This window comes from Stenotrophomonas sp. STEN023, from assembly GCF_056760135.1.
Genome location: NZ_JBRREF010000047.1, coordinates 1 through 26,758, shown reverse-complemented (window position 1 = coordinate 26,758; position 26,758 = coordinate 1). Strand labels below are relative to the sequence as shown.

Here is a 26,758-nt window from a genome sequence, read left to right as displayed (position 1 = left end):
GGGTTCACAGCTGAACCAGCGGCAATCCTGCCGCGCCCTGATCTGCACGAATGCAGCAGATCCCTCCCGCACTGCACCCACCCGGTGATCCAGGGGCGGGGCCTGTTCCCCGACCGGTAGCGTCATGTACCTGCCATTCCCTATGCGCTGCCCTGCGTGGCGGCCGGGTGTTTCGCGCGCCGCGCGGGACTGGACGCATTGTCTCTCCTGCACGGCGCATAACGCGCCCTTGCGCAGTGCCGTCGCGTTTACGCGATTGCAGCTACACAGGAGAAACAACCCGAATGACCATGCGTATCGCCATTCTTGGAGCCGGCCCGAGCGGCCTGGCGCAACTTCGTGCCTTTGAATCCGCCCGTCGAGGTGGAGCTGAAGTGCCAGAGATCGTCTGCTTCGAAAAGCAATCCGATCTTGGCGGGATGTGGAACTACACATGGCGTACCGGGCTGGATGCTTATGGCGAACCCGTACATGGCAGCATGTACCGCTACCTCTGGTCGAACGGCCCGAAGGAAGCGCTGGAGTTTGCCGACTACAGTTTCGAAGAGCATTTTGGCCGCCCGATCGCCTCCTATCCGCCACGCGCCGTGCTGCGCGACTACATCATGGGCCGCATCGAAAAGAGCGGCGTGCGTGATCAGATCCGCTTCAACATGGCGGTGCAATGGGTCGACTACTCGGAACAAACCGAGCGCTTCACCGTCACCGTCCGCGACCTGAAGAAAGACGAACTGCTGACCGAGGAATTCGATCGGGTCATCGTTGCCACCGGGCATTTCTCCACACCGAACGCGCCATTCTTCGAGGGCGTGGATCGTTTCCCCGGCCGCGTCTTGCACGCGCATGATTTCCGCGATGCCTGTGAATTCGCAGACAAGGATCTGCTGCTGGTGGGCTCCAGCTATTCGGCCGAGGACATCGGTACGCAGTGCTACAAGTACGGCGCCAGATCGGTCACTTTCAGTTATCGCAGCGCGGCTACCGGTTATGACTGGCCGGCGGCTTTTGAAGAAAAGCCCCTGTTGCAGCGCGTCGAGGGCAACACCGCGCACTTCATCGATGGCAGCAGCAAGGACGTGGATGCCATTGTGCTGTGCACTGGCTACCAGCACCATTTTCCGTTCCTGCCCGATGCATTGACCCTACGCACCCGCAACCGTCTGTACCCGGGTGATCTGTACAAGGGTGTGTTCTGGATCGACAACCCCAAGCTGATCTATCTGGGCATGCAGGACCAGTACTACACCTTCAACATGTTCGATGCGCAGGCCTGGTATGCGCGCGATGTGATCCTCGGCAGGATCGCGTTGCCGACTGCCGATGCAATGCGTGCTGACAGTGAAGCCTGGTTGGCGCGGGAGGAGGCGACGACCTCGGCTGAGCAGGACATCGACTTCCAGACCGGGTACGTGCGTGATCTGCTCGATGCCACCGACTATCCGGACTTCAACGTCGAGGCCGTGGCCACGCTGTTCAAACAGTGGAAGCACGACAAGAAGGACGACATCCTCGGCTACCGCAACTATAGCTATCGCTCGGTGCTGACCGGCACATTGGCGCCGCTGCATCACACGCCTTGGATGCAGGCGATGGATGATTCACTGGATGCCTTCCTCGCCGACAGCGTGATCGAAGAAGCGCCGCGCAGAATTGCCTGACGGAACCGGCGCCGGTCAGCCCGGCGCCTGTCCCAGTGGCAGCATGATATTGGTCAGCCGCCAGCGCAGCCCCTGGCGGCTGAGCACGAACACGACTTCGCGGCCATCTTCCAGGTGGGTGGTGGCGGTGTAGCGCGACAGCGATTCGTAATGGCCGGTGGTATTGGCCAGCGGCTTGGCCGGCGAGGGCGGAGCCCAGGTGTCACCACCGACGGTGTCACCGATGGCCCGCTTCCACAGGCTGTCACCCTGCAGCAGGGCAGCGATACCCAAGGGGGTGACGAAGGTATCGACACCTGCGCCAGTGAGATTGCCGGCAACGCCCAGTGCGACCTGGCCGAACAGACTGGACTGCATGTCGCTACCAGCGCGGCGCACGATGTAATCGTTGATCTGCGCCTTGATGTTGACCCGCACCGCGCCGAAATCGACGTGTCGCGCCAGCTTGCCGGTATCGCGTTGTTCGATCGCCTGGCTGATGCCGCGGATTGCCAGATAGGGGCCGCCGATGACGTAGGCGGCCAGCAACACTGCCATGGCGATGACGGCGGCAAGTATCCACTTCTTCATTGCGTTGCTATCCTCGAAATCAGGGGTGTGCGGGGCTGCGTGCTTCGGCCCAACGGCGCAGCATCACCAGCGTTTCGGCCCAGGCCTGGCTGCAGAAGCCCAGGTATTCACTGTCGCCGTTCCAGCCCAGGTGATGGAACTCCAGTACGGTCATCGGCTCGCCTTCGTGCGGCAGGCCGCGCCAGGCACCGGGGCTGGCCCGGCGTGACAGGTCGAAGCGGATCTCGGTGCCAGTCCAGGCCGAGGCCGGGCTTTGTGGCGGGTGACGGCTGATCACCTCCCAGCGGACGCAGCGCTCGGGGATGATCTCCAGCACCTTCAGCGCAACCACGCCATGGCCGGAGCCAGGGTTGTGGCTGATCACCGTTTCGCCGTCGATGACCGATTGCTGGTGCGGTATCCACCAGTGGCTCAGTCCCTCGGCACTGGCCAGGCCGCTGTAGACGGTGGCCAGCGGGGCATCGATCCAGACTTGCAGGTGGATGCTGGTCATGGCGGCTTCCTGTCGAAGGTTGCCTCCAAGCGTGCCGCAAACCAGGTTGGTTTGCGTGAAGCCCGCGCTAATCAGAATTCCAGATCCAGCGCGGCGCACAGGTAGTCGACGAACGGACCGAGTGCGGCCAGGTCCTTGGCCAGGGTCTGGCGCAGGCGCGGGCCGGTCATCACCTCGTCGTCCAGCGAACGCCACAGCACCCAGTTGCGATGCTTGAGGTCGTCGATGAACTCGAAGTCGGCCGGGAAGCCGCGCGGCGGCCGCACCAGCTTCTCGCTGCTCTCGAACTCGTAGCGCTTGCGCGTGGCCGGTGCATGCGCGGCCGCCTTCCAGCTGCCTGGGTTGTCGAGGATGAACTGACGCAGGCGGCGCTGTACGTCCGGTTCCGGGTGCCAGATACCAGCACCAACAAAGCTCTCGCCCGGTGCCAGGTGGATGTAATACGACGGCGCCGGCACCTGCTTGCGGCGCTCATGGAACAGACGTGCACCCTGCCAGGTTTTGTAGGGTGCCTTGTCGTGGGAGAAGCGGGAATCACGGTAGATGCGGAACAGCGAGCCGCCGACGGTGCGCGGATCGGCCTGGAAGTGCGTGCTGACTTCGCTCAGGTCTGGCTGCAGGTCGGTGATCAGGCGCAGAAAGGGCTGGCGCACATGGTCTTCGTACTGCTGCTTGTGCTCGGCAAACCAGGTCTTGTCGTTATGGCGTGCCAGCGCTTTCAGGAACTTGAAGCTGGCATCGCTGAAATACTGGGTCATGGTGTGTCCTGCAAAGTAAGGTGCCACTGGTCCAAAGCATCAAGCAGGGCCAGTGAGGCCGGGTTGTCCTTGTGCTCCTCGCGCAGTTCGGCAATCTGCGCGACGTATTCCGGCAAGGTCTGCTCGGCCATGCCTGGGGTAGTGAAGCGCTGCTGACGATACGCATCCCAGCGTGAGCGCGCGGTGGCGTCGAGGGTTTGTAGATGGTTGCGCGCGCGGTAGCGGAACAGCAGCTCGGGCAGGCGCGGGTCGCGGAAGCGCTGTTCCAGCTCGGCCAGTGCTTCTGGCGGCGCGGTGCGCACCTTGCTCAGCAGGCCCTTGTCGCCTTCAGCCAGGAAGCCGTCGTACAGCGAGGCGTCGGCATCAACCGGGCCGTCATTGGTGCGCTCGCGGGCGAACACCTGACGTGCTTTTTCGGCCAACTGCGGAGCCAGCGCACGCAGCTTCTCGGCCTTGGCTTCAATCACCGCCGGATCAATGGCCAGGCGCTCGAAGTCGGCATCGCGCAGATGGTTCCAGGCAACCAGTGCCGGCACCTTGTTGAGGTGCACTTCCTTCAGCGGAATGCGTTGCTGGCCCTCGGGCAGGTCGGCGGCGCGGGTGTACAGGCGCGCGGTGATCTCTTCCACCGACAGCTCCAGCAGCGGCTCGATATCGCCTTCCAGATCGAACACGATCACCCGGTTGTTGATGTGTGGGTGGCGCGCCAGCGGCAGCACCGGCGCGGCGCACAGGCGGCTGGCCGGGTAGCGCATGGAGATGTGCAGCACCGGCTCCATCGCCACCACGTCGAGCAGGCTGCCAACGTAGCGTTTGTCGCGCAGGCGCAATGCGTAGTCCCACATGCGCGGCTGCGCCTCACGGAAGCGCCGCGCCATGCCGATGGTGGCGTAGACATCGGACAGCGCCTCGTGGGCATCGCCTTCGCGCACATCATTGGCCAGCGCCAGGTGCTCGAGCTTGAACGAGGTGGCGCCATCTTCGCGCTTGGGCCAGTTGATGCCGTCCGGGCGCAGCGCGTGCACCAGCCGCAGCATGTCGAGCAGATCCCAGCGCGAGTTGCCGCTGCGCCATTCGCGCTCGTAGGGGTCGTGGAAGTTGCGGAATAGACCGTAGCGCACGAACTCATCATCGAAGCGCAGGGTGTTGTAACCGAGCGTGCAGGTCTGCGGCTTGCTCATCAACTCGTTGATGCGGGCGAACGCCTCGGCCTCGCTGACACCTTCGGCCAGTGCATGCTGCGGGGTGATGCCGGTAATCAGTGTGGCAATCGGCGAGGGCAGCAGATCGTCGGCCGGCTTGACGTAGAAGCTGATCGGTTCGTCGATGACTTTCAGGTTGGCGTCGGTACGTACCGCAGCGAACTGGGCGATGCGGGTGCGGCGCGGGTCCTGGCCAAAGGTTTCCAGATCGTAGAACAGGAAGCTCTCGGCCATCAGTGCGCTCCTTCCAGTACCGGCAGTTGGGCATGGATGATCTGCTCCAGCGCAGCCCAGTCGATGTTGTCCAGCGAGTCGTGGCCGGCGGTTGCGTCGGCCAGGATGGCCTGCTGCAGATGGGTGCGTTCCAGAGCAACCGAGTACGGCGTGTGCAGGAACGTAACCATCGTGTAATGCGGCACGAAACGGGTGGGCCAGCGCGCCTGCAGCGCCTGCTCCAGTTCGCGCTGCAGCAGGTAGCTAGGATCAGCGACGCGGTCGCGCATTTCCAGATAGTTGTCCAAGGCCATCTGTTGGATGGCGGCGGCATTGGGTTTGCGCTCGGCTTCAAAAGCGGTGAAGGCTTCTTCCGTACCGGGGTGTTCGGCCAGGCAGCGCGCCAGCACCACACAGTCTTCGAATGCGCAGTTCATGCCTTGGCCGTGGAAGGGCACCATTGCATGCGCGGCATCACCGATAAGCACCGCCTTGCCTCGCTGGTGCCAGCGCTCCAGATACAGCGTGCCGAGCAGGCCGGGCGGATGCTGCTCCCAGTCGGCGCGCAGGTCCGGTATCAACGGCAGGGCATCAGCGAAGTCGCGTTGGAACAAGGCTTCTGCTTCAGCACCGTTGCGCACTGTTGCGAAGCTGGGCTCGCCCTCATTGGGCAGGAACAGGGTGACGGTGAAGGTGCCTTCGTCGTTGGGCAGGGCGATGCACATGTAGTTGCCGCGCGGCCAGATGTGCAGGGCGTTGGCTTCGATCTGGAAGCTGCCATCTGCTGCCGGCGGAATCTCCAGCTCCTTGTACGAATGATCGAGGAACTCGATGCGCTCGCCCAACGGCAGCTTGCGGTTCATTGCTGCACGCAGCGCCGAGCCAGCGCCATCGGCACCGATCAGCGGCGTGTTGAAGTGGATGTCGTGTGGCTGGTCGTCGCGGTCATCAATGAAGCGTGCATAGCCTGCATCAAAGTCAACGGTGTGCAGGCGGCGGTGGAAGTGCACGGTCGCACCCGCTTCCTCGGCCAGCTGCAGCAAGGTGGTGTTGAGATCTTTGCGGTGTACCGACCAGATCACTTCGCTGTCATCGCGGCCGTAACGCTGCAGGTCGGGCTCGCCTTCGCGCGGGTGCACCATGCGCCCGCGCATCATCACCGCCTTGGCCATCACCTCGTCTTCGACGCCGGCCTGGCGCAAGGCATTGCGGCCGCGTTCGGCCAGTGCGAGATTGATCGAACGGCCGGACTCGTAGTCAGCGATACGTGGATCGCCGCGGCGTTCGTAGACGGTTATTTTCCAGCCCTGCCGCGACAGCAGGATGGCAAGCAGGGAGCCGGCCAAACCGGCGCCGATCAGGGTGAGACTGCGTGGGGTGGGGGTGTTCAAGTCACAGGATTCCGTTGGTCAGACGCCAGCCCAGGTTTCCACTTCATCGACGAAGCGGTAGACATCGCTGTAGCGGTTGTACAAAGGCGTTGGCGAGATGCGGATGACATCGGGCTCGCGCCAGTCGCCGAGCACGCCGACTGATTGCAGGTACTCGAACAGCGAGCGGCCTTGTGCGCGGCCACCGGCTACGCGCAGTGACAGCTGGCAGCCACGGCGTTCGGGTTCGGCAGGCGTGATGATCTGCAGCACATGGTCCAGGCGCGCACGCACCATGGTTTCCAGGTAGCCGGTGAGCTTCAGTGACTTCGCGCGCAGCGCGTCCATGCCGGCCTCGTCATACAGCGCCAGCGATGCACGCAGTGGAGCAAGGCCGAGCACCGGCGGATTGCTCAGCTGCCAGCCTTCGGCGCCAAGCTCGGGCACGAACTCCGGTGCCATCTGGAAGCGGGTCGCCTGTTCATGGCCCCACCAACCGGCGAAACGTGGCAGTGAGGTATCCCTGGCATGGCGTTCGTGCACGAAGGCACCGGCGACCGCACCCGGACCGGCATTCAAATATTTGTAGTGGCACCACACCGCGAAATCCGGTGCGACGTCGTGCAGGTTCAACGGCACGTTGCCAACCGAGTGGGCGAGATCGAAGCCGATGTTGGCGCCTTGCGCGCGTGCCAGGCGGGTGATCGCGTCCAGATCGAAGACCTGGCCGGTGCGATACTGCACGCCTGGCCACAACACCAGCGCGACGCGCTTGCCGTGCGTGTTGATGGCCTGTTCGATGGCCTGCATCGAGATGGTGCCGTTGGCTTCGTCCGGCTGCACTTCGATCAGATCGGTGGCCGGATCGAAGCCATGGAAGCGGATCTGTGCCTCGACCGCGTGGCGGTCGGTCGGGAAGGCGCCAGCTTCCATCAGGATCGCCGGGCGTTCGCTGCTGGGGCGGTAGAAGCTGACCATCATCAGGTGCAGGTTCACGCTCAGCGTGTTCATTGCCACCACTTCATGCGGCAGCGCGCCGACCACGCCTGCGAGGGAATCGCGCAGCAGGCGGTGATAGCTCAACCACTGCGTCGGCCCGGTGAAGTGGCCCTCGACAGCGATGCGGCCCCATTGGTCCATCACCTCCTGCACCATCGCCTGCGCACCGCGTGGCTGCAGGCCCAGCGAGTTGCCGACGAAATAGGCTTGATCGGTGCCTTGGTGCTGCGGGATCAGAAACTGGCTGCGCAGATGGCGCAGCGGATCGGCAGCATCAAGTGCGGTGGCGTGAGCGGGTGACAGCGTTTCGTTCATCGGTGCGGACACGTCGAGGATGTACCCGCAGTGTAACCGCGCCCGACCACTCAGGCTTCTGGCGTGACCGGTCTGGGCAATGGATGTACGGCGCCGCATTGTGTGCAGGTACGGTGTTCGGTCGAGGCATGGAACCGGTCGAAGACCTTGGGCAGATCGGTCTCGATGTTCTTCAGGTGGAAGAACTCTTCGTAAATCTTGTGGTTGCATTGCTGGCAGAACCACATGAAGCCATCGAGCTCATGTTCCAGGCGCTTGCGCTCGACGACCAGGCCGATCGAGCCAGGCATGCGCTGCGGCGAATGCGGCACGCGTGGCGGCAGCAGGAAGATCTCGCCGGCGCGGATCGGGATGTCGCGCACCGCGCCATCTTCCTGTATTCGCAGCACCATCTCGCCTTCGAGCTGGAAGAACCACTCCGGGCCTTCGTCCCAGTGGTAGTCGTTGCGGCTGTTGGGGCCGGCAACCACCATGACGATGAAGTCACCGTTCTCGATCATCTTGTTGCCGACCGGCGGCTTCAGGAGATGGCGGTGTTCTTCGATCCAGCCGAGCAGGTTCAGGGGTAGGGGGAGCATGCGGGGCCTGTTTGGTGCGTGGGCTAGGGGTGTTTTTTTGGGGGGGGCTGCTGCTTTTGCTTTGCTTTTGCTTTTGTTTTTGCTTTTGTTCTTGCTCTTGCTCTGGCTCTGGCTCTGGCTCTTGCTCTGGCTCTTGCTGTCGCTCTGGCTTTGGCTTTGCTCTGGCTTCTGCTCTGTCCCTTCTCCCGCATGCGGGAGAAGGTGCCCGAAGGGCGGATGAGGGCAGGGTTTTGACTTGGCTTGGGCGGTAGGCCCTCACCCCCAGCCCCCGCTCCGCGCCCCGGCCCTTGCGCTGGCGCAAGGTCGTTCGAGTAGCAGCGAACCTGTGGTTCGCAAGCTGCTCCTCTCACCCCGCAAGCGGGAGAGGGGAGGAAGCCTAGCTCCGGCCGGGGATTAGGGAAGCCTAGCTCCGGCAGGATCTTCCTCCGCTCAGTGCCGTTTGCCTTTGCGCGGTACGAACGAAAGTGCTTTTTCATACGCAGGCTGCAACTCCTCCGGCGCACCCACATCAATACCCATCTCGCTGACCCGGCCGTCGCGCAGGCTGTAGACCCAGCCGTGCACCATCAGCTTCTGGCCGCGGGCCCAGGCGTCCTGCACGATGGTCGAGCGGCAGGCGTTGACTACCTGTTCGATCACGTTCAACTCGCACAGGCGCGCATGGCGCAGCTCAGGATCGTCGATCTGCGAGAGGATGTCGTCGTGCTTCTGCGCGACATCACCGACGTGCCGCAGCCAGTTGTCGGCCAGGCCGACACGCACCTTGTTCAAGGCCGCATGCACGCCGCCGCAGCCGTAATGGCCGACGATCAGGATGTGCTTGATCTTGAGCTGGTCCACGGCGTACTGGATCACGCTCAGGCAGTTCAGGTCGGTGTGCACCACCACGTTGGCAATGTTGCGGTGGACGAAGATCTCGCCCGGCGCCATGCCGATGATCTGGTTCGCCGGTACCCGCGAATCGGAGCAGCCGATCCACAGGTACTCCGGGCTCTGCTGCTTGGCCAGCTGGTGGAAGAACTCGGGATCTTCCTTCTCGATCCGGTCTGCCCATTCGCGGTTCTTCTGCAGCAGGTTATGGATGTCTTTCATGGTGAAGCTTCCCTTGCGATCTTGAGGGGGAGGGCGCTGCTGCGCGTTTGCACGGCAGCGTCGCGGGAAACGGGGCGTGGCTCAGGCATCAGGCTGGTCGCCGTGCTCACTGCGATACAACTGCATCCACTGCGCGAGTTCGCGGGCATCGGGCGTGTCCAGGGCCTGCAAGGCCTCGATCACCGCCAACTGGTTTGCCTGCGGATGGTTCTGGCTCAGCTTCAGCTTGATCTGGATCTGCTGCACCTCCAGGCGGAAGCCTACGATGGCGCGCAGCGAGGGGGCGTGATCGTCCAGGCTGGCATCGAACTGCCAGTCCTGGCCGACGCTGGCCTCGAAGAAGTGGCTGGTGTCTGACAGCAGTTGGGCCAATGACGCCGTGTCGTCGAAGCTGTGCAGTTCGCCGACAAGTTCAGCTGCGGCGTAGTTCCAGGTGGGAACACGCGCCGCGCTTTCCTTGTCCGGATACCAGCTGGCCGAGACATAGCCCTGCGGGCCGTTGACCAATACCTTGGCGCTGCCGCTATGCCGGGATTGCTTGTTGGCCTTGGCCCAATGGGCGATCAGCTCGACCTTGTGCCCTGCACGCCGGTACAGCACCGGCAGCCGGGTCAGTTCGGGCAATCCATCGTTGCCGGTGGTCAGCAGGGTAACGAACGGGTCGCGGGCCAGCAGGCGGTCCAGCCAGAGCAGGTCGGTCTCGACGAATACGCGCTGGGCGAACACGGTTCGATCAGACCCGGGTGCCGAGCAACTGCACCATGCGCTCGCGCAGCGTGTCGTCGTCGCCTTGCGGTGGGGTCACCTCATGCAGCGAGAAGCCGCGGTGTAGCGCGTCTTCTTCGTCCAAGCCGTCGAAGGCGACGAACTCGGCGTCGAACAGCTGTCCGCGGGCGGTGTCTTCACTGTCGTAGCTCAGCGTGTTGCCATCGCTGTCCAGGATCTCGGCGGTGCCGCCCGGACGCACCCGCAGGCGCGCCCAGATCAGGGTGCCGCCGAGCTGCGCCAGCCACCACTGGTCGGGAATGTTCTCGAAATCAGTCATTTCATTACCTGCGAAAAAAGCCACAACAGCAGTGCCATGCCCAGCCCGCCGAGCATCACCAGCAAGGCGATGCGGGCGGGGGTGGCCAAGCCGGACAGCGAGCGGTCGGCGATGCCGGTGAAGCCGCGGCCCAGCAGCCAGCGCAGGCACTCTGGTTTGAGAAAAGCGCCGGCGCCGAATTCGGTGGCCAGCGCCGGATGCCGGTCGCGTATATGGACCAGCGTCAACGGCCAGAAAATCAGGAAGGCGCTGAGGCCGGCAATGGCCACGCCGACAAAGCAAAGAGCGAAGAACAAGGTCAACGGCACCGCCTCCTGTTACTGGATCAGATGAATCAGTACTCCGCCGAACCCGGTGCACGCGGGTAGGGGATCGCGTCGCGGATGTTGGACAGGCCGCAGACGTAAACCACCAGGCGCTCGAAGCCCAGGCCGAAGCCGGCATGCGGCACCGAGCCGTAGCGACGGAAGTCGCGGTACCACTGGTAGTGATCCGGATCCAGGCCGAACTGCGCCATGCGCGCGTCGAGCACGTTCAGGCGCTCTTCGCGCTGGCTGCCGCCGATGATCTCGCCGATGCCCGGGGCCAGCACATCCATCGCGGCGACGGTCTTGCCGTCGTCGTTCAGGCGCATGTAGAAGGCCTTGAAGTGTTCCGGGTAGTTGGTCACCACGACCGGGCGGCCGACGTGCTCCTCGGTCAACCAGCGCTCGTGCTCGGTCTGCAGGTCCAGGCCCCATTCGACCGGGTAGTCGAACTTCTTGCCGGACTTCTGCAGCAGGCTGATCGCATCGGTGTACTCGATGCGCTCGAACGGTGCGTTGACGAAGGCTTCCAGACGGGTGATGGCGTCCTTCTGCACGCGCTCGGCGATGAAGGCCATGTCGTCGGCGCGCTCATCGAGCACGGCGCGGAACAGGTACTTCAGGAACTCTTCGGCCACGCGCGCGTTTTCGGCCAGGTCGGCGAAGGCGATTTCCGGCTCCACCATCCAGAACTCGGCCAGGTGGCGGGTGGTGTGGCTGTTCTCGGCGCGGAAGGTCGGGCCGAAGGTATAGACCTTGCTCAGTGCCAGGCAGTACGCCTCGACGTTGAGCTGGCCGGACACGGTCAGGAAGGTTTCCTTGCCGAAGAAGTCACGGCTGAAATCGATCTGGCCGTCGCTGGTGCGCGGCAGGTTGGCCATGTCCAGCGTGGAGACGCGGAACATCTGGCCGGCACCTTCCGCGTCGGAACTGGTGATGATGGGCGTGCTGATCCAGTAGAAGCCGTTCTCATGGAAGTAACGGTGCACGGCCTTGGACAGGCAGTCGCGGATACGGGTGACCGCGCCGAACAGATTCGTGCGCGGGCGCAGATGCGCCACTTCACGCAGGAACTCCGGCGACATCGGCTTGGGCTGGATCGGGTAGGTCAGCGGGTCTTCGACCCAGCCGACGATTTCCAGGCTCTGCGCCTGGATTTCGAAGCTCTGGCCCTTGCCCTGCGACTTGACCAGGGTGCCGGTGGCGATCACCGAGCAGCTCGGGGTCAGCTTCTTGATGTCTTCGAAATTGGACAGCGCTTCGGTGGCCACGACCTGGATCGGGGCGAAGCCCGAGCCATCGCTGACGTTGACGAAGGCCAGTCCAGCCGAGCCGCGCACCGTGCGGACCCACCCGCGGACTGTGACTTCTCCGCCTTCCGGGAACTTCCCGGCAAGGGCGTGTGCAACGCTGACCACCGTCATGACTTGAATCCTCTGTTGATCGACTCGATCTGTGAATGCGAGATTTTAGCGGTTCAACGCCCGGGCAGGCGAGCATTTATCGACGCTTGCAGTCCGGAGGACCGCCTCCATCTATAATTGGACCGTAATTCTGCTGGAGTCGCCCCAACATGGCTGTTCATCTGACCCCCATCGCCCATTCCCGCGTGCAGCGTTTCGTCAACGGCACCCCGGGCGCGCTTGGCCTGCGTTTCGGCGTGACCCGCACCGGTTGCTCGGGCTGGGGCCATATCACTGACCTGGCCAAGGATGAGCGCGAGGGCGACACCGTGTTCGAGCAGGACGGCGTGCGCATCTACGTGGACGCACAGAGCCTGCCGCTGGTGGATGGCACCGAGATCGACTTCGGCAAGCAGGGCCTGAGTGAGACGTTTACCTTCAAGAACCCCAACGCGGCGGCCGAATGCGGCTGCGGCGAGAGCTTCACCACCGACGACATGCACCGCTGAGCAAGGCGGTGGTTGCCCCTTTTGTAGGAGCGGCGTAAGCCGCGAAGCACGCCCGGTGTCGGGGCCGGAAAGCAGGAATCCCAGAAGGCTTCCCCCTGTAGAGCCGAGCCATGCTCGGCAGGGGCGTCATGCACAATCCCGGATATCGCCGAGAGTGCTTCAGCCGAGCATGGCTCGGCACTACGGGCTAGGTTTCGAAATCTTCGCTGAACCTGTCGATCTGGTGCATTCGTGCATGCAGGATGGTGACGACACCGATGTCCCCATTGGAAAGCCGTCGCCAGTACACGACATGCTGCTCGTAACGGAAGAAGAAGCCATCGATGCCAAATTCGCCCGGAATGGGGCGTGATGGCGTAAGCCGTGTCGAAACACCCTCCAGCGCCTCGAACAATCCGTTGATGTAGTGCTCCGCCTGTTCTTCGCCCCAGTGGTCCCGCGTGTAGCGGTAGATCTCGTCAAGCCGGTAGGACGCGGCTTCCTGGATTCGGATCTGGGCCATGTTCCGGTGCTCAGCGCCGGTTACGGGCGATGACCTCGGCTGCCGTCAACGGCTGGTACGACGACTCCGGCGCGGCAAAGGCGTGAGTCAGTTCTGCCTTGAGTCGCTCGAAAGCTTCAGCCTCCGTACGTTCCTTGTCGCGTCGGATCAAATCGCGCATGTATTCGCTGACATTTTCATAAGCGCCGTGTTCTCCCACGTTGGCGGCCACGAAGTCGCTCAAGGTTCCGCTGAGGCGAACCGTCATGGTCGTGGTGCTTGCTCGTGACATGGGAGTCTCCGGTTGCGGCTGTATTCAATACTATTCCTTATTGAATACAAATGCCGCCGCCGCCGGTTCAGCCGTCCAGGCAGGGGTTGGCGGTCTGGGTTGAGGTGCTGGCGCGTCGCTGCAACATCACCGCGATACCCCACAGCAGCAGACCTACCGCCGCAGTCGCCGCGCCCACATAGCCGGTGGAGGCGTGGCCATAACCTGCGCCAATCGCCATGCCGCCAAGCCACGGGCCGAGCGCGTTTGCCGTATTGAAGGCTGCATGGTTGGAGGCGGCGGCCAAGGTCTGGGCCTCGCCAGCGGCGTCCATCAATCGGGTCTGCAGGGCGACGGCCAGGGCGCCCATCGTGCCCACGGCGATGATCGCCGGCACCATTGCCCAGGCCGAGTTCGCGGCCAGCGGGAACAGCAGCAGCACCACGATCGACCACGCCAGCAGTACCCCGGCGGCGCGGAACTGTAGCCGGTCGACCAGCTTGCCACCAGCAACATTGCCGATGATCGCGCCGACGCCGAACAGGCCGACCGCGACCGGCATCCAGCGCTCATTGATACCGGTGACGTTGACCAGGGTCGGTGCCAGATAGGTGAATACGCAGAACATGCCGGCGAAGCCGATCGCGCCGATGGCCAGTGCCAGCCATACCTGGCTGGTGTTGAAGGCGCGCAGTTCACGCATCGGCGAGGTGCGGATTTCGTTCGGATCGGCTGGTAGCTGGCGGGCAACCATCGTCACCGTGGCAAGGGCGAGCAGGCTGACCAGCACGAAAGCACTGCGCCAGTTGAACTGTTGGCCAAGCCAGGTGGTCAGCGGGTTGCCCAGCAGGATGGCAATGGACAGGCCCAGCAGCACCTTGGAAACGGCGGCGCCGCGCTGTTCCGGCGGGCTGATCGAAGCGGCAACCAGCATCGCCACGCCAAAATAGGCGCCGTGCGGCAGGCCGGCGACGAAACGCGCCAGCAGCATCGTGTGATAGCTCGGCGCCAGCGCGCTGGCCAGATTGCCGATGGCATAGAAGCCCATCAGCCACAGCAGCAGGCTTCGCCGCTGCAGGCTGGCGCCGGCAAAGGCCAGCAGCGGCGCGCCGACCACGACACCGATGGCGTAGGCGCTGATCAGGTGGCCGACCTGGGCTTCGGTGATCGCCAGCCCGCGGCTGATTTCCAGCATCAAGCCCATGCTGGCGAACTCGCTGGTGCCGATGGCGAAGCCGCCGAGTGAGAGCGCAATTAGAATGAAAGTGCGCTGGCGCGGCGTCAGTTGCGCTGCCAGGGAAAGCGTGGAATTCACGTCGGGCGGTCCGGGGGAGGGCGTGGAATCGGTTACATAGTGTACTGTTGCGACGCAGCATCGGTAGCGGCCGAGGCCCCTTCCGGCGCCGGATACTGTGTTGCACCGGCCGGGGTAACTTGCCTCCAGTTCATTTCCAGTGGATAATGACCGGCTTCCTGCGCTCCAAGTGCAGGATCCCTTGCCCCACCGCAAAGCACAGCGGGGGGCTGTCCAGCCCGTCAGGGCTATATCCGAAAGGTATAAAAACATGAGTCGTCATTACGAAGTCGTGTTCCTGGTCCACCCGGATCAGAGCGAACAGGTCCCCGCCATGATCGAGCGCTACAAGGCGCTGGTCGAAGCCGGTAACGGCACCATCCACCGTCTGGAAGATTGGGGCCGTCGTCAGCTGGCTTACCCGATCCAGAACCTGGTGAAGGCTCACTATGTTCTGCTGAACATCGAAGCCGACCAGGCAGTTCTGAACGAACTGACCGAGAGCTTCCGCTTCAACGACGCCGTGCTGCGCAACCTGGTCATCAAGCGTGACGAGGCTGACACCGAGCAGTCGCTGATCATGAAGAGCAAGGACGAGAAGGGTGACAAGCCCGAGCGTGGCGAGCGCCGTCGTCGTGACGACGAAGAAGGTGCATCTTCCAACAATGACGAAGCCGGCGACGACGCCGCTTCTGCTGAATAAGGAGCACTTTCATGTCCAAGTTCTTCCGCCGTCGTAAGTTCTGCAAGTTCACCGCTGAAGGCGTGAAAGAGATCGATTACAAGGATCTCAACACCCTGCGTCAGTACCTGACCGAGAACGGCAAGATCGTTCCGAGCCGCGTGACCGGCACCAAGTCCAAGTACCAGCGCCAGCTGGCCACGGCCGTCAAGCGCGCCCGTTTCCTGGCCCTGATCCCGTACACGGACAACCACGACGTCTAATCCGATTTTTCGGAGGAATCCGCACTCGCTGCGGATTCTCGACAGGAAATCCGGCCTTGGCCGGATTTCCCGTACCCACCGTCCTATTCGGACAGCAAGCGTTGCGGTGCCATTGGCGCCGCTAACGAATAACGGAGCTACACCATGAAGCTGATTCTTATCCAGAAAGTGACCAACCTCGGCGGCCTGGGCGACCTGGTTGACGTGAAGCCGGGCTACGGCCGTAACTTCCTCGTGCCGCAGGGCAAGGCCGTTCCGGCCACCGCGACCAACATCGCCGAGTTCGAAGCCAAGCGCGCTGAGTACGAAGCCAAGGCTCTGGCCTCGCACAACGGTGCTGAAGCCCGCGCTGCCAAGTTCGAAGGCGCCAGCGTCACCATCGCTGCGCATGCTTCGACCGAAGGCAAGCTGTACGGTTCGGTTGGCCCGCGTGATATCGCTGAAGCCTTCACCGCTGCCGGCCTGGAGCTGAACAAGAGCGAAGTGATCATGGGCGAAGGCGCTTTCCGCAACGTCGGCGAGTTCGACGTTATCGTCAAGCTGCACGCCGACGTGGAAGCCACCGTCAAGGTCATCGTCGAATCCGACGCTTGATTCTGCCGGACTGGTTGTAAAGAACGGGCGCCGCAAGGCGCCCGTTTCTTTTGGTCGCTTGGTTGGTCTGACCACCGGCGGCCATGGGTATAGCTATACTCGGTTGCCAGTGCCGCGCTTTTCCAGTTGAATTCTTCGGAATATCAATGGCTTGAGTGCGGGAAGGGAACCTCCGGAACCTCATTCCGGGTGTCGGCAGTTGCTGCCGATGTCCGCCAACAGCCCGATTCCATGCGTCTATCCACGATCAAGCTCTCCGGTTTCAAGTCGTTCGTCGATCCCACGACCTTGCACCTGCCCACCAATATGACCGGCGTCGTCGGTCCCAATGGCTGTGGCAAGTCCAACATCATCGATGCGGTGCGCTGGGTGATGGGCGAGAGCTCAGCCAGCCGCCTGCGTGGCGATTCGCTGACCGACGTGATCTTCTCCGGCTCAGCCGGGCGCAAGCCGGTGTCGCAGGCGACGGTGGAGCTGATCTTCGACAACGCCGACCACACCATCTCTGGCGAGTACGCCTCGTTCAACGAGATATCGGTCAAGCGCACGGTCAGTCGTGATGGCAGCAGCAACTACTATTTGAACGGCACCAAGTGCCGTCGCCGCGATATCACCGATCTGTTCCTGGGCACCGGCCTCGGGCCGCGCAGCTACTCGATCATCGAGCAGGGCATGATCAGCCAGATCATCGAGGCACGCCCGGAAGACCTGCGCGTGTACCTGGAAGAGGCCGCCGGCATCTCCAAGTACAAGGAGCGCCGCAAGGAAACCGAAACCCGTATTCGCCACACCCGCGAAAACCTCGATCGCCTCAACGACCTGCGCGAAGAAATCGGCAAGCAGCTCGAACACCTGAAGCGTCAGGCGCGGCAGGCCGAGCAGTACCAGGCGCTGCAGGAAGAACGTCAGGTCAAGGATGCGGAATGGAAGGCGCTTGAATACCGCGGCCTCGACGGCCGTCTGGGTGGTCTGCGCGAAGCGCTGTCGCGTGAAGAAACCAAGCTACAGCAGCTGATCGCCGAGCAGCGCGATGCGGAGAGCCGCATTGAAACCGGCCGTGTGCGTCGCGAAGAAGCGTCAGAGAATTTGAACAAGGCGCAGGCCGACGTGTACCAGGTGGGTAGCACCCTGGCCCGGCTTGAGCAGCAGATTCACCACCAGCGTGAAATGGCGCAGCGTCTGCACAAGGCGCGCGATGAAACCCGTCAGGCGCTGTCCGAACTGGGCCAGCACATCAGCGGCGACGAAGCCAAATTGATCGTGCTGCGTGAGTCGGTGGAGAACGCCGAGCCGCAGCTGGAACAGCTGCAGGAAGACAACGAGATCCGTCAGGAAGCGCTGCGCGAGGCCGAGGCAAAACTGGCTGATTGGCAGCAGCGCTGGGAAGCGCATAACCGCAACACCTCCGAAGCAACCCGCTCCGGCGAGGTCGAGCGCACCCGCGTGGATTACCTGGACAAGCAGGTGCTTGAAGCCGATCGCCGCCGCGAAGCATTGCTGGCAGAGCGCGCTGGTCTGGATCTGGATGCGCTGGCCGAGGCTTTCGAGCGGCTGCAGGTGGAACACGAAACGCAGAAGACCGCGCTGGAAGCCTTGAGTGAGCAGGTCGAGCTGCGCAAGGAGTCGGTGGCGACGCTGCAGGAACAGCAGCGCACCGGTCAGTCGGAACTGGCCGACGTTCGCAAGCAGGCGCAGTCCTCGCGCGGCCGGCTTTCCTCGTTGGAAACGCTGCAGCAGGCGGCACTCGGCCAGGAGCAGGGCGCGGCGGCCGCATGGCTGAAAGCACGCGGGCTGGACTCGGCCGCGCGCGTTGGCGAGCGCATCACCGTTGAAGGCGGCTGGGAAAATGCCGTTGAAAGCGCGCTCGGCCAGCTGATCGAAGGCGTGCTGGTGGATGCACCGGAAGCCCTGGTTGATGCACTGACCGAGCTGGGTGAAGGGCGCATTGCGCTGGTTGCCAACGCCGATAGCAAGGCTGACTTCGCGCCGACTTCGTTGGCCGCGAAAGTGCAGGGGCCGTTGGCGATCCGTCGTCTGCTGGCGCACCTGCATGGCGCTGAAGATCTGGCGCAGGCGCAGCAGCTGCAGCGCAAGCTTGGCGACAGCGAATCGGTGATCACCCGTGGCGGTGAGCGTCTGGGGCAGGGCTGGGTGCGCTTGTCGCGCTCCGGTGCGGCCGAGCAGGGGGCGTTGCTGCGTGAGCGCGAGATCGTCACCTTACGCGAGCAGATCGAAACCCTGCAGGAACGTGAGGCTGCATTGGAGCAGCAGCTGGCCGCCTTGCGTGACCAGCTATTGGCTGCCGAGCAGCAGCGCGAAGACGTGCAGCGCTCGCTGCATCAAGCGCATCGCGCCGGCTCCGAGTTGGCGGGGCAGTTGCAGAGCCAGCAGGGCAAGTTGGAATCCACGCGCACACGCATCGAACGTATCGAAGGCGAGTTGGCGCAGTTGCTGGAAACGCTGGATGTCAGCCGCGAGCAGGCCACCGAGGCGCGCCTGCGTCTGGATGAGGCGGTATCGAGCATGGGCGATCTGGAGTCCGCACGGCACGCGCTGGAAAGCGAGCGCCGGCAGATGAGTGAGGCGCGCGATCTGTCCCGCGATGCGGCGCGCAATGTGCGCGACAGCATGCATGCGCTGGCCTTGACGCTGGAGTCGCAGCGCACACAGATCAGCTCGCTGAGCCACGCGCTGGAACGCATGGGCAGCCAGCGCGGGCAGCTCGACTCGCGCCTTGGCGAACTGCATTCGCAGCTGGACGAAGGCGACACGCCGGTGCACAGCCTTGAAGCCGAGCACCAGAACGCACTGGCTGAGCGCGTGCGCGTTGATCGCGTGCTGGCCGAAGCGCGGACCCTCCTCGACGGCATCGATCATGAGTTGCGTGGTCTTGAGCAGACCCGCCATCAGCGTGACGAACAGTCGCTGGCGCAGCGCGAGCGGATCTCGCAGCGCAAGCTGGACCAGCAGGCCCTGGTGCTCAGCGCCGAGCAGCTGTCGGCTGCAGTCGAGAAGGCTGGTTTCGTGCTGCAGGACGTGATCAACACGCTGCCCGAAGATGCACGCGTGTCGGATTGGGAATCGACGGTGCACCAGATAGATGGCCGCATGCGCCGCCTGGAACCGGTCAATCTGGCGGCGATCCACGAATACGGCGAGGCCTCGCAGCGTTCGGAGTATCTGGAGGCGCAGAACACCGATCTGAACACCGCGCTGGAGACCCTGGAAGACGCCATCCGCAAGATCGACCGGGAAACCCGCGGGCGCTTCAAGGACACCTTTGACCGGGTCAATTCCGGTGTGCAGGCGCTGTATCCACGCCTGTTCGGTGGTGGCCATGCCTATCTTGAGCTGACCGGCGAAGATCTGCTCGATACCGGCGTGACCATCATGGCGCGCCCGCCGGGCAAGCGTGTATCCAATATCTCGCTGCTGTCCGGCGGCGAGAAGGCGATGACCGCGGTGGCGCTGGTGTTTGCCATCTTCCAGCTCAACCCGGCCCCGTTCTGCCTGCTGGACGAGGTGGATGCGCCGCTGGACGAGGCCAACGTCGGTCGCCTGGCCAATATGGTCAAGGAAATGAGCGAGAAGGTGCAGTTCCTGTTCGTCAGCCATAACAAGGCGACGATGGAGGCGGCGCACCAGTTGTCGGGTGTCACCATGCGTGAGCCGGGTGTCAGCCGACTGGTCAGTGTTGATCTGGAAGAGGCTGCCCGATTGGCGGGCGCGGCCTGACGTGCCATCCTTTAACCACCTGAACGATTAATCCGGAGACTGCAGCGCATGTCTGACACGGCACTGTTGCGTATCGGCATTCTGGTTGCCGGCGTTTTGCTGGTAGCGGCCATTTTCTTTTTCAGCCGGCCCAAGCGCCTGGCCCAAGGCAAACGCAAGGAACCTGCCAGTGGTGAGCAACCGCGGCGCGAGCCGGTGCTGGGTGGTGCCGATGGCGCTGCAGGTGCCGAGCTGGGTGAGGGCGGTGCAGAAGGCGACGGCGTAACCCAGCCCGAGCTCGGCCTGCCTGACGTGGACGAAGGCAACCTGAGTGAGCTCGGCAAGCGGCCTACCCAGGATTTCGACAAGATCGTCTCGCTGTACGTGGCTGCCCGTTCCGGGCAGGTGCTGCGTGGCGAGGACATCGTGGTGGCGGCGGAAAAGACTGGCCTGGTCTTCGGCTACATGAATGTGTTCCACCGTCTGGTGGAAGGGCATTCGGAGCGCGGCCCGATCTTCTCGATGGCCAGCATCATGAAGCCCGGCAGTTTCGATATGGCCAATATCCGCGAGATGGAGACCCCGGCCATTGCGTTCTTCCTGACCTTGCCGGCGCCGATGACCGCGCTCGATGCCTGGGAAAAGATGCTGCCGACCGTGCAGCGCATGGGTGAATTGCTGGATGGCGTGGTGCTGGATGACAGCCGCAATGCCCTGGGCCGTCAGCGCATCGCGCATATCCGCGATGATCTGCGTGCTTACGATCGCCAGCATCAGGCGCCGCCGCTGACCAAGTCGCCGCGTTGGTAAAGCTCTAAGAGCTACCCCTCCCGAACCCTCCCCTTGCCTACGGCAAAGGGAGGACGCGTAGCTCTTCCCCCTCCCTTGCGCGCAGCGTAGGGGAGGGCCGGGGAGGGGTGCTGTTCGCAGTGAACGTAAAGCCAAAGCATCACCAGCTCACCCGCGCCAACACTCCGCGCAGGTAAAATCGCCGCATGAATCAAAATACCGACGCCACCCAGCGCATCAGCGAACTTCGCCGCCAGCTGGCCGACGCCTCGCGTGCTTATCACGAGCACGACGAGCAGATCATCCCGGACGCCGAGTACGACCGGCTGATGCGCGAGCTGGAAGCGCTCGAAGCTGCGCATCCGGAACTGGACAGTGCCGACTCGCCCAGCCATCAGGTCGGTGGCAAACCGTCATCGCGTTTCCCGGAAGTCGTGCATGTCGTGCCGATGCTGTCGTTGGGCAATGCCTTCAGCGATGCCGAAGTGCATGACTTCGTGCGCCGCATCGACGAGCGCCTGCATCGCCGTGAACTGTTTTTCTCCGCTGAGCCCAAGCTCGATGGCCTGGCCATCAACCTGCGCTACGAGAACGGCGTGTTCGTGCAGGGCGCGACCCGTGGCGACGGTGCAACCGGCGAAGACGTCAGTGCCAACCTGCGCCAGATCAAGGTCATCCCGCAGCAACTGGATGGTCAGGGCTGGCCCGAAGTACTGGAAGTACGTGGCGAGGTCTACATGCCGCGCGCCGACTTCGAACGCTACAACGAGCAGGCGCGCCTGCATGGTGGCAAGGTGCTGGCCAATCCGCGCAATGGCGCAGCCGGCTCACTGCGCCAGCTTGATCCGAAGATCAGTGCGCAACGGCCGCTGAGTTTCTATGCCTATGGCCTCGGTGAAGTGTCCGGCGGCGAGCTGCCCGAGACGCATTCGGCAACCTTGGCGCAGCTGGCGCAATGGGGTTTCCCGGTCAGCGACCTGTGCAAGGTAGTGCAGGGCGCCGAAGGCCTGTTGGCGTACTACCGTGATATCGGTGAGCGCCGTGACAGTCTGGCCTATGACATCGATGGCGTGGTCTACAAGCTCGATGACCGTGAGGGTCAGCAGGAAATGGGCTTCGTCGCACGTGCGCCGCGTTGGGCGATCGCGCACAAGTTCCCGGCGCAGGAACAGACCACCACGGTCGAAGCCATCGAGATCCAGATCGGTCGCACCGGCGCAGCGACACCGGTTGCACGGTTGAAGCCGGTGCACGTGGCTGGTGTTGTCGTCACCAACGCCACCCTGCACAACGCCGACCAGATCGCGCGTCTGGATGTACGCGTCGGTGACTCGGTCATCGTGCGTCGTGCTGGCGATGTGATCCCGGAAGTGGTCAGCGTCATTGTCGATCGCCGCCCCGAAGGCACCACGCCGTGGCAGATGCCACGCGCCTGCCCGGTGTGTGGGTCGGAAATCGTGCGCGAGGAAGGCGAGGCGGCATGGCGCTGCTCGGGCGAGCTGAGCTGCCCGGCACAGCGCAAGGAAGCCATTGCCCACTTCGCCTCACGCAAGGCGATGGATATCGATGGCTTGGGTGACAAGTACATCGAGGTGTTGGTGGATGCAGGCATCGTACGCGGCGTCGCCGACCTGTATGCACTCAACCGCGATCAGCTGCTGGTGCTGAAACTGGCCCTGGATGCCGATTCGCCGGAAAGCCTGGCTTCCCAGCTTGGCCAGCACCTGCAGCCGGAGGGCAGTGGTGACACCCTCAATCGCATCCTCAAGCTGGATGCGGGCGATGCGTCCTGGCGTGCGCAGGCCTTGTCGGTGCCTGGCAGCTTCCAGTGGAATACCAAGAAAATTGCCACCAAGTGGGCCGACAACCTGATCGCCGCGATTGCCGCCAGCCGCAACACCACGCTGGAGCGCTTGCTGTTTGCGCTGGGTATCGAACATGTTGGCGAAAGCACTGCCAAGGCGCTTTCGGCGTGGTTCGGTGATCTTGAGTTGATCCGCCACCTGCCGTGGCCGGTATTCAAGCGCGTGCCGGATATCGGTGGTGAGGTGGCTCGTTCGATAGGCCATTTCATGGCCCAGCCGGGTAATCAGCAAGCCATTGATGCACTGCTGGAGCGTGGCGTGCAGATCAGCGATACCCATGCGCCCAACGCCAAGCTGCGCGCGGACCTGAATCTGGCGACGCTGCTGGCGGACCTGGAGATACCCAAGGTCACGCCGGTACGCGCGCGCCAGCTGGCCGAGGGGTTCGGTTCGACCGCGGCGATTCTTGACGAAGAGGCGCATAACTTCATGACCGCCGGCCTGCCAGCGGAGACCGCCAATGCCTTGGTTGCCTGGCTGAATGTCGATGCCAACGCGCAGCTGTTGACCGACGCTGGTGCAGCATTGGAGCGTCTGCTTGTGATCACCCCGTTGGAACAGCAGCAGGTCGCTGGCGTACTCGATGGCAAGACCGCGGTGCTGACCGGCACCTTGGCGCAGATGAGTCGCGACGAAGCCAAGGCCAAACTGGAAGCGCTGGGTGCCAAGGTCTCAGGCAGCGTGTCGAAGAAAACCAGTTTCGTGGTGGCCGGCACCGAAGCTGGTTCCAAGTTGGACAAGGCAAACGAGCTCGGTGTGGAGGTGTGGGACGAAGCGCGTCTGCTTGCCTTCCTCGCCGAGCAGGGAGAACAGGCATGAGTGAGATCAAGGTGCGCATCGCGCAAACCGCAGACTTCCCGCAATTGATCGAGATGGTTCGCGATTTCTATGTGGAAGACCAGATTCCCTATATCGCCGAGCGGGTCGAGCCGGGTCTGCAGACCTTGCTGGAGCAGCCGAGCTGTGGCTCGGTGTTGCTGTTGCAGGCCGATGACAGTGTCGTCGGCTACATCACCTTGGGTTGGTGCTTCAGTGTCGAGCAGGGCGGTCGTTTCGTGCTGCTGGATGAGCTGTATCTGGGGCCTGCTGCACGCGGCCGTGGCTGGGGCAGGCAGGCGTTGGGACTGGCCCGCGACTGGGCTGCAGGGCAGGGCGCAGCGGTGATTCGTCTGGAAGTGAACCACCACAACGCCAAGGCCAAATCGCTGTATCTGTCGGCGGGCTATCGCGATGATGAGCGCGACATCCTGACGCTGGCCTTGAATGGCACTGCCGGGCGTCTGCACTCGTGATCGGAGCCCTGCGCCAACGTGCCCGTTTGAATGCGTTGATCCGGCATTTTTTTGCCGAGCGCGACGTGCTTGAAGTGGAAACCCCGATCATGTCGGCGGCGGGCAATACCGAGCCGAACATCGAAGGCTTCCACACCCGCTTCAGCGGCCATGTCGATGCCGGTTCGCCACAGCGTTGGCTGCGCACCTCACCGGAGTATCCGCTCAAGCGTCTGCTGGCCGCAGGTGTGGGTGATTGCTACGAACTGGGCCGGGTGTTCCGCAATGGCGAAGCCGGTGGTCGCCACAATCCTGAGTTCACCATGCTGGAGTGGTATCGGGTTGGTTGGGATCACCACCGCCTGATCGACGAAACCATCGCGCTGGTACAGGAATCGCTGGAGTTGGTTGGGCGCCCGTCCGCATCGGTGCGTATCGTCAGCTACCGTGACCTGTTCCTGCACGCGGTTGCGTTGGATCCGTTCCTGGCCGATGAATCACAGCTGCGCGCCGGCTTGGGCGATGTGGGGATTGCTGCGGATGGTTTGACGCGCGATGACTGGCTGGACCTGCTGATGACGCACCGCATCCAGTCGCAGTTCGCCGTGGACGCCATCACCGTGATCCATGACTGGCCGGCCAGTCAGGCCGCGCTGGCGAAGATCCGCCCCGGCACACCGCCGCTGGCCGAACGCTTCGAGCTTTATCTCGGGCCGGTCGAGCTGGCCAATGGCTACCACGAGCTGAACGACGCGCAGGAGCAGCGCCAGCGGTTTGCGCGCGATCTGGCGGTACGCGCGGCGCGTGGCGCTGAACAGCCGCCGCTGGACGAGCCGTTCCTGGCAGCATTGTCGTCATTGCCTGCCTGTGCCGGTGTCGCGGTGGGCGTCGATCGGCTATTGATGGCCTTGGCCGGGACGCCGCGCATTGCCGATGTGCTGGCCTTCGATTTCGCCAACGCCTGAGCCTGGTTTGCGCTTGATCATGGACCTGTATGGTTGCGGCGACGATGATGATGCTTTGCTCACAATGACTCAGGCAGTGTGTGATCACCGGAAGCCATCATGATCCAGCAGGGGAACACCTGATGAAGCGGCTCTGCGGCTTGCTGCTAGTGCTCGCGCCGACAATGCTGGCGGCGCAGGAGACCGCGCCAGCAGCGGCGAGCAGGCAGGTGGTGCGCTGCGAAGCTGACGGTGAAATGCGGGCGTTCTGCCCGATGGACACCAGTGCCGGCGTGCAACTGGTGCGGCAGCTGTCCAGGCGCGACTGCATCCGCGAGACCAGTTGGGGTGTCGAAGCGGACGCGGTTTGGGTAAGCCAGGGCTGCAAGGCCGAATTTGCCCGGCGACAGACCTCCACCCGCACCACGCGGCGTGTGGTGCGCTGCGAATCAAAGGGGCGGACGGAGGTTTGCCCGGTGGTGCTGCGCGGTGCGCCAGTGCGCTTGTTGCGACAGCAGTCGGTGCTGCCATGCCGCGAAGGGCGCAGCTGGGGATACAGCGGCAAGGAAATATGGGTCAGTCGCGGTTGCCAGGGGCTGTTCGAGGTTGGCGCCGAGGATGGTTCCGGTTTTGTCGAGGTCCCGCGCAGGATCACCTGCGAATCCAAGGGCGAGCTGCGGCGCGAATGCGGCGTCAGCGTCACGCGCCGGGTCATTCTGGTCGAGCAGTTGTCCAATGCCGCCTGTCGTGAAGGTGATAGCTGGGGCTGGGACCGCAACGGCATATGGGTGGACAAGGGCTGCCGCGGCGAGTTTTCTGCAGATTGACACTGGTGTGGTGCGGCTGGGTTGTTGATCCGGGCCCGGCGACGCCGATTACAATGGCGGCATGAACGATACTTCCGCGATTGATTACGCCCGTTACGACCATATCCGCCCGATCCGCTGGACTGGCGAGGCCTTGGAGCTACTGGACCAGCGCAAGCTGCCGTTTGTTGTCGAGCATGTGCTCTGCCACGACAGCGATGCGGTTGCCGAAGCCATCCATGCCTTGACCGTGCGCGGCGCGCCCGCCATTGGCATCGCGGCGGCATGGGGTGTGGTGTTGGCGGCCAAGGAGGTCCAAGCCGCGGACGGTGCGACTGCCTTGCAGGTGCTGGCGCCGGCACTGGACCGACTCAACGCCTCGCGCCCGACTGCGGTCAATCTGGCCTGGGCGCTTGCGCGCATGCGCCGCGCACTGGCTGCTGCAGGTGCGGATTGGAAACAGGTTGCAGCGCTGGAAGCGCAGGCCATCGCCGATGAGGATCTGGCCGCCAATCGCCATATGGGGGCGTTGGGAGCGGGCTTGATCGACACTGGCAGCGGCGTGCTGACCCATTGCAACACCGGCTCGTTGGCAACCGCTGGCTTCGGCACCGCCCTCGGCGTGATCCGCGCTGGCGTGGCTCAGCAGCGTATTGCCAAGGTGTTTGCAGGCGAAACCCGGCCGTGGCTGCAGGGTGCCCGGCTGACAGTGTGGGAACTGCAGCAGGACGGCATCGACGCGACCCTGATTGCCGATTCGGCCGCCTCGCACCTGATGAAGACCGGCGCGGTGCAGTGGGTGATCGTTGGCGCTGACCGGATCTGTGCCAATGGCGACACCGCCAACAAGATCGGCACCTACCAGTTGGCCATCGCGGCGCGCCATCATGGGGTCAAGTTCATGGTGGTCGCCCCGTCGTCGACCGTGGACATGAACACCGCGCACGGCGACGAGATCGAGATTGAGCAGCGTGACCCGGGTGAGCTGTTTGGCGTGGGCGGCGTACGCACCGTGGCCGAGGGCATTGCCGCATGGAACCCGGTGTTCGACGTGACCCCGGGTGAGTTGATTGACGCTATCGTCACCGAGCGCGGCGTGATCCTGAAGCCGGACCTGACCTCGATGTCTGCCGCGTTCGCCGACTAACCGGTAGTGCCGAGCCATGCTCGGCAGAAGCGCATGAAGGTAGGTAGTGCCGAGCCATGCTCGGCAGAAGCGCATGAAGGTAGGTAGTGCCGAGCCATGCTCGGCACGGGCTTGCCCGGCAATGCCC

27 protein-coding genes are annotated in these 26,758 nt (G+C 63.5%); 12 read left to right on the top strand and 15 right to left on the bottom strand.

What is annotated here, in order from left to right; all coding sequences use genetic code 11:
• Nucleotides 1–284 precede the first annotated feature (284 nt).
• Nucleotides 285–1,658: an NAD(P)-binding domain-containing protein gene (locus ACVOLV_RS13910; RefSeq protein ID WP_481554915.1), complete on the top strand. Its 1,374-nt coding sequence runs from the start codon at nucleotides 285–287 to the stop codon at nucleotides 1,656–1,658.
• Nucleotides 1,659–1,673: 15 nt separating this feature from the next.
• Here ACVOLV_RS13910 and ACVOLV_RS13905 read toward each other — a convergent pair whose 3' ends face one another.
• The 12 genes from ACVOLV_RS13905 to asnS form a co-directional block, all read right to left on the bottom strand.
• Nucleotides 1,674–2,228, bottom strand: a complete 555-nt coding sequence (locus ACVOLV_RS13905; protein ID WP_481554914.1) for a DUF2939 domain-containing protein — start codon at nucleotides 2,226–2,228, stop codon at nucleotides 1,674–1,676.
• A gap of 19 nt (nucleotides 2,229–2,247) precedes the next feature.
• Nucleotides 2,248–2,721 carry an SRPBCC family protein gene (locus tag ACVOLV_RS13900; protein WP_481554913.1) on the bottom strand — a complete coding sequence of 158 codons (474 nt, stop codon included), beginning with the start codon at nucleotides 2,719–2,721 and terminating at the stop codon, nucleotides 2,248–2,250.
• Between the two features lie 71 nt (nucleotides 2,722–2,792).
• Nucleotides 2,793–3,479, bottom strand: a complete 687-nt coding sequence (locus ACVOLV_RS13895; RefSeq protein ID WP_481554912.1) for a DUF2461 domain-containing protein — start codon at nucleotides 3,477–3,479, stop codon at nucleotides 2,793–2,795.
• Complete coding sequence (sbcB, locus tag ACVOLV_RS13890; protein WP_481554911.1) at nucleotides 3,476–4,915, bottom strand: exodeoxyribonuclease I; 1,440 nt, start codon at nucleotides 4,913–4,915, stop codon at nucleotides 3,476–3,478. The genes ACVOLV_RS13895 and sbcB overlap by 4 nt, the downstream gene beginning before the upstream one ends.
• Entirely contained in the window at nucleotides 4,915–6,285 is a 1,371-nt protein-coding gene (locus ACVOLV_RS13885) for an FAD-dependent oxidoreductase (protein WP_481554910.1), read from the bottom strand. The genes sbcB and ACVOLV_RS13885 overlap by 1 nt, the downstream gene beginning before the upstream one ends.
• 18 nt (nucleotides 6,286–6,303) lie before the next feature.
• Nucleotides 6,304–7,578: a kynureninase gene (gene kynU / locus ACVOLV_RS13880; protein WP_481554909.1), complete on the bottom strand. Its 1,275-nt coding sequence runs from the start codon at nucleotides 7,576–7,578 to the stop codon at nucleotides 6,304–6,306.
• A gap of 50 nt (nucleotides 7,579–7,628) precedes the next feature.
• Nucleotides 7,629–8,156: a 3-hydroxyanthranilate 3,4-dioxygenase gene (locus ACVOLV_RS13875; protein WP_481554908.1), complete on the bottom strand. Its 528-nt coding sequence runs from the start codon at nucleotides 8,154–8,156 to the stop codon at nucleotides 7,629–7,631.
• A 429-nt stretch (nucleotides 8,157–8,585) separates the two neighbouring features.
• A complete protein-coding gene (can, locus tag ACVOLV_RS13870) occupies nucleotides 8,586–9,248 on the bottom strand; it encodes a carbonate dehydratase (RefSeq protein ID WP_481554907.1) in 663 nt (220 codons plus the stop codon).
• Nucleotides 9,249–9,329: 81 nt separating this feature from the next.
• Entirely contained in the window at nucleotides 9,330–9,974 is a 645-nt protein-coding gene (locus ACVOLV_RS13865; RefSeq protein ID WP_481554906.1) for an FMN-binding negative transcriptional regulator, read from the bottom strand.
• Nucleotides 9,975–9,981: 7 nt separating this feature from the next.
• Nucleotides 9,982–10,293, bottom strand: coding sequence for a hypothetical protein (locus ACVOLV_RS13860; RefSeq protein WP_481554905.1), 312 nt, complete (start codon nucleotides 10,291–10,293; stop codon nucleotides 9,982–9,984).
• On the bottom strand, nucleotides 10,290–10,595 hold the full coding sequence (locus ACVOLV_RS13855; protein WP_282266093.1) for a hypothetical protein: 306 nt from the start codon (nucleotides 10,593–10,595) through the stop codon (nucleotides 10,290–10,292). The genes ACVOLV_RS13860 and ACVOLV_RS13855 overlap by 4 nt, the downstream gene beginning before the upstream one ends.
• 32 nt (nucleotides 10,596–10,627) lie before the next feature.
• The gene (gene asnS / locus ACVOLV_RS13850; protein ID WP_481554904.1) at nucleotides 10,628–12,022 is read right to left on the bottom strand and encodes an asparagine--tRNA ligase; all 1,395 of its coding nucleotides are present in this window, start codon (nucleotides 12,020–12,022) and stop codon (nucleotides 10,628–10,630) included.
• A gap of 149 nt (nucleotides 12,023–12,171) precedes the next feature.
• On the opposite strand from asnS, the gene ACVOLV_RS13845 reads away from it, so the two are divergent.
• Entirely contained in the window at nucleotides 12,172–12,510 is a 339-nt protein-coding gene (locus tag ACVOLV_RS13845; protein WP_481554903.1) for a HesB/IscA family protein, read from the top strand.
• 187 nt (nucleotides 12,511–12,697) lie between these two features.
• On the opposite strand, the gene ACVOLV_RS13840 is transcribed toward ACVOLV_RS13845, so the two are convergent.
• The 3 genes from ACVOLV_RS13840 to ACVOLV_RS13830 form a co-directional block, all read right to left on the bottom strand.
• Nucleotides 12,698–13,012, bottom strand: a complete 315-nt coding sequence (locus ACVOLV_RS13840) for a type II toxin-antitoxin system RelE/ParE family toxin (RefSeq protein WP_481554902.1) — start codon at nucleotides 13,010–13,012, stop codon at nucleotides 12,698–12,700.
• Nucleotides 13,013–13,022: 10 nt separating this feature from the next.
• On the bottom strand, nucleotides 13,023–13,283 hold the full coding sequence (locus ACVOLV_RS13835) for a ribbon-helix-helix domain-containing protein (protein WP_481554901.1): 261 nt from the start codon (nucleotides 13,281–13,283) through the stop codon (nucleotides 13,023–13,025).
• Between the two features lie 67 nt (nucleotides 13,284–13,350).
• Nucleotides 13,351–14,577, bottom strand: coding sequence for an MFS transporter (locus tag ACVOLV_RS13830; protein WP_481554900.1), 1,227 nt, complete (start codon nucleotides 14,575–14,577; stop codon nucleotides 13,351–13,353).
• Nucleotides 14,578–14,827: 250 nt separating this feature from the next.
• Between ACVOLV_RS13830 and rpsF the strand changes: the two genes are divergently transcribed.
• From rpsF to mtnA, 10 genes are all read left to right on the top strand, one after another.
• Entirely contained in the window at nucleotides 14,828–15,259 is a 432-nt protein-coding gene (gene rpsF / locus ACVOLV_RS13825; RefSeq protein WP_282266085.1) for a 30S ribosomal protein S6, read from the top strand.
• Nucleotides 15,260–15,270: 11 nt separating this feature from the next.
• A complete protein-coding gene (gene rpsR / locus ACVOLV_RS13820; RefSeq protein ID WP_002804494.1) occupies nucleotides 15,271–15,501 on the top strand; it encodes a 30S ribosomal protein S18 in 231 nt (76 codons plus the stop codon).
• 144 nt (nucleotides 15,502–15,645) lie between these two features.
• The gene (gene rplI, locus ACVOLV_RS13815) at nucleotides 15,646–16,095 is read left to right on the top strand and encodes a 50S ribosomal protein L9 (protein ID WP_282266083.1); all 450 of its coding nucleotides are present in this window, start codon (nucleotides 15,646–15,648) and stop codon (nucleotides 16,093–16,095) included.
• 231 nt (nucleotides 16,096–16,326) lie between these two features.
• On the top strand, nucleotides 16,327–19,830 hold the full coding sequence (smc, locus tag ACVOLV_RS13810; RefSeq protein ID WP_481554899.1) for a chromosome segregation protein SMC: 3,504 nt from the start codon (nucleotides 16,327–16,329) through the stop codon (nucleotides 19,828–19,830).
• A gap of 48 nt (nucleotides 19,831–19,878) precedes the next feature.
• Entirely contained in the window at nucleotides 19,879–20,619 is a 741-nt protein-coding gene (gene zipA, locus ACVOLV_RS13805) for a cell division protein ZipA (protein WP_481554898.1), read from the top strand.
• Nucleotides 20,620–20,804: 185 nt separating this feature from the next.
• Nucleotides 20,805–23,282 carry an NAD-dependent DNA ligase LigA gene (gene ligA, locus ACVOLV_RS13800; RefSeq protein ID WP_481554897.1) on the top strand — a complete coding sequence of 826 codons (2,478 nt, stop codon included), beginning with the start codon at nucleotides 20,805–20,807 and terminating at the stop codon, nucleotides 23,280–23,282.
• Nucleotides 23,279–23,755, top strand: a complete 477-nt coding sequence (locus tag ACVOLV_RS13795) for an N-acetyltransferase family protein (RefSeq protein WP_481554896.1) — start codon at nucleotides 23,279–23,281, stop codon at nucleotides 23,753–23,755. The genes ligA and ACVOLV_RS13795 overlap by 4 nt, the downstream gene beginning before the upstream one ends.
• Nucleotides 23,752–24,699: an EF-P lysine aminoacylase EpmA gene (gene epmA, locus ACVOLV_RS13790; protein WP_481554895.1), complete on the top strand. Its 948-nt coding sequence runs from the start codon at nucleotides 23,752–23,754 to the stop codon at nucleotides 24,697–24,699. The genes ACVOLV_RS13795 and epmA overlap by 4 nt, the downstream gene beginning before the upstream one ends.
• Nucleotides 24,700–24,821: 122 nt before the next feature.
• A complete protein-coding gene (locus tag ACVOLV_RS13785; protein ID WP_481554894.1) occupies nucleotides 24,822–25,505 on the top strand; it encodes a DUF3011 domain-containing protein in 684 nt (227 codons plus the stop codon).
• Between the two features lie 61 nt (nucleotides 25,506–25,566).
• Entirely contained in the window at nucleotides 25,567–26,631 is a 1,065-nt protein-coding gene (mtnA, locus tag ACVOLV_RS13780; RefSeq protein ID WP_481554893.1) for an S-methyl-5-thioribose-1-phosphate isomerase, read from the top strand.
• Nucleotides 26,632–26,758 lie beyond the last annotated feature (127 nt).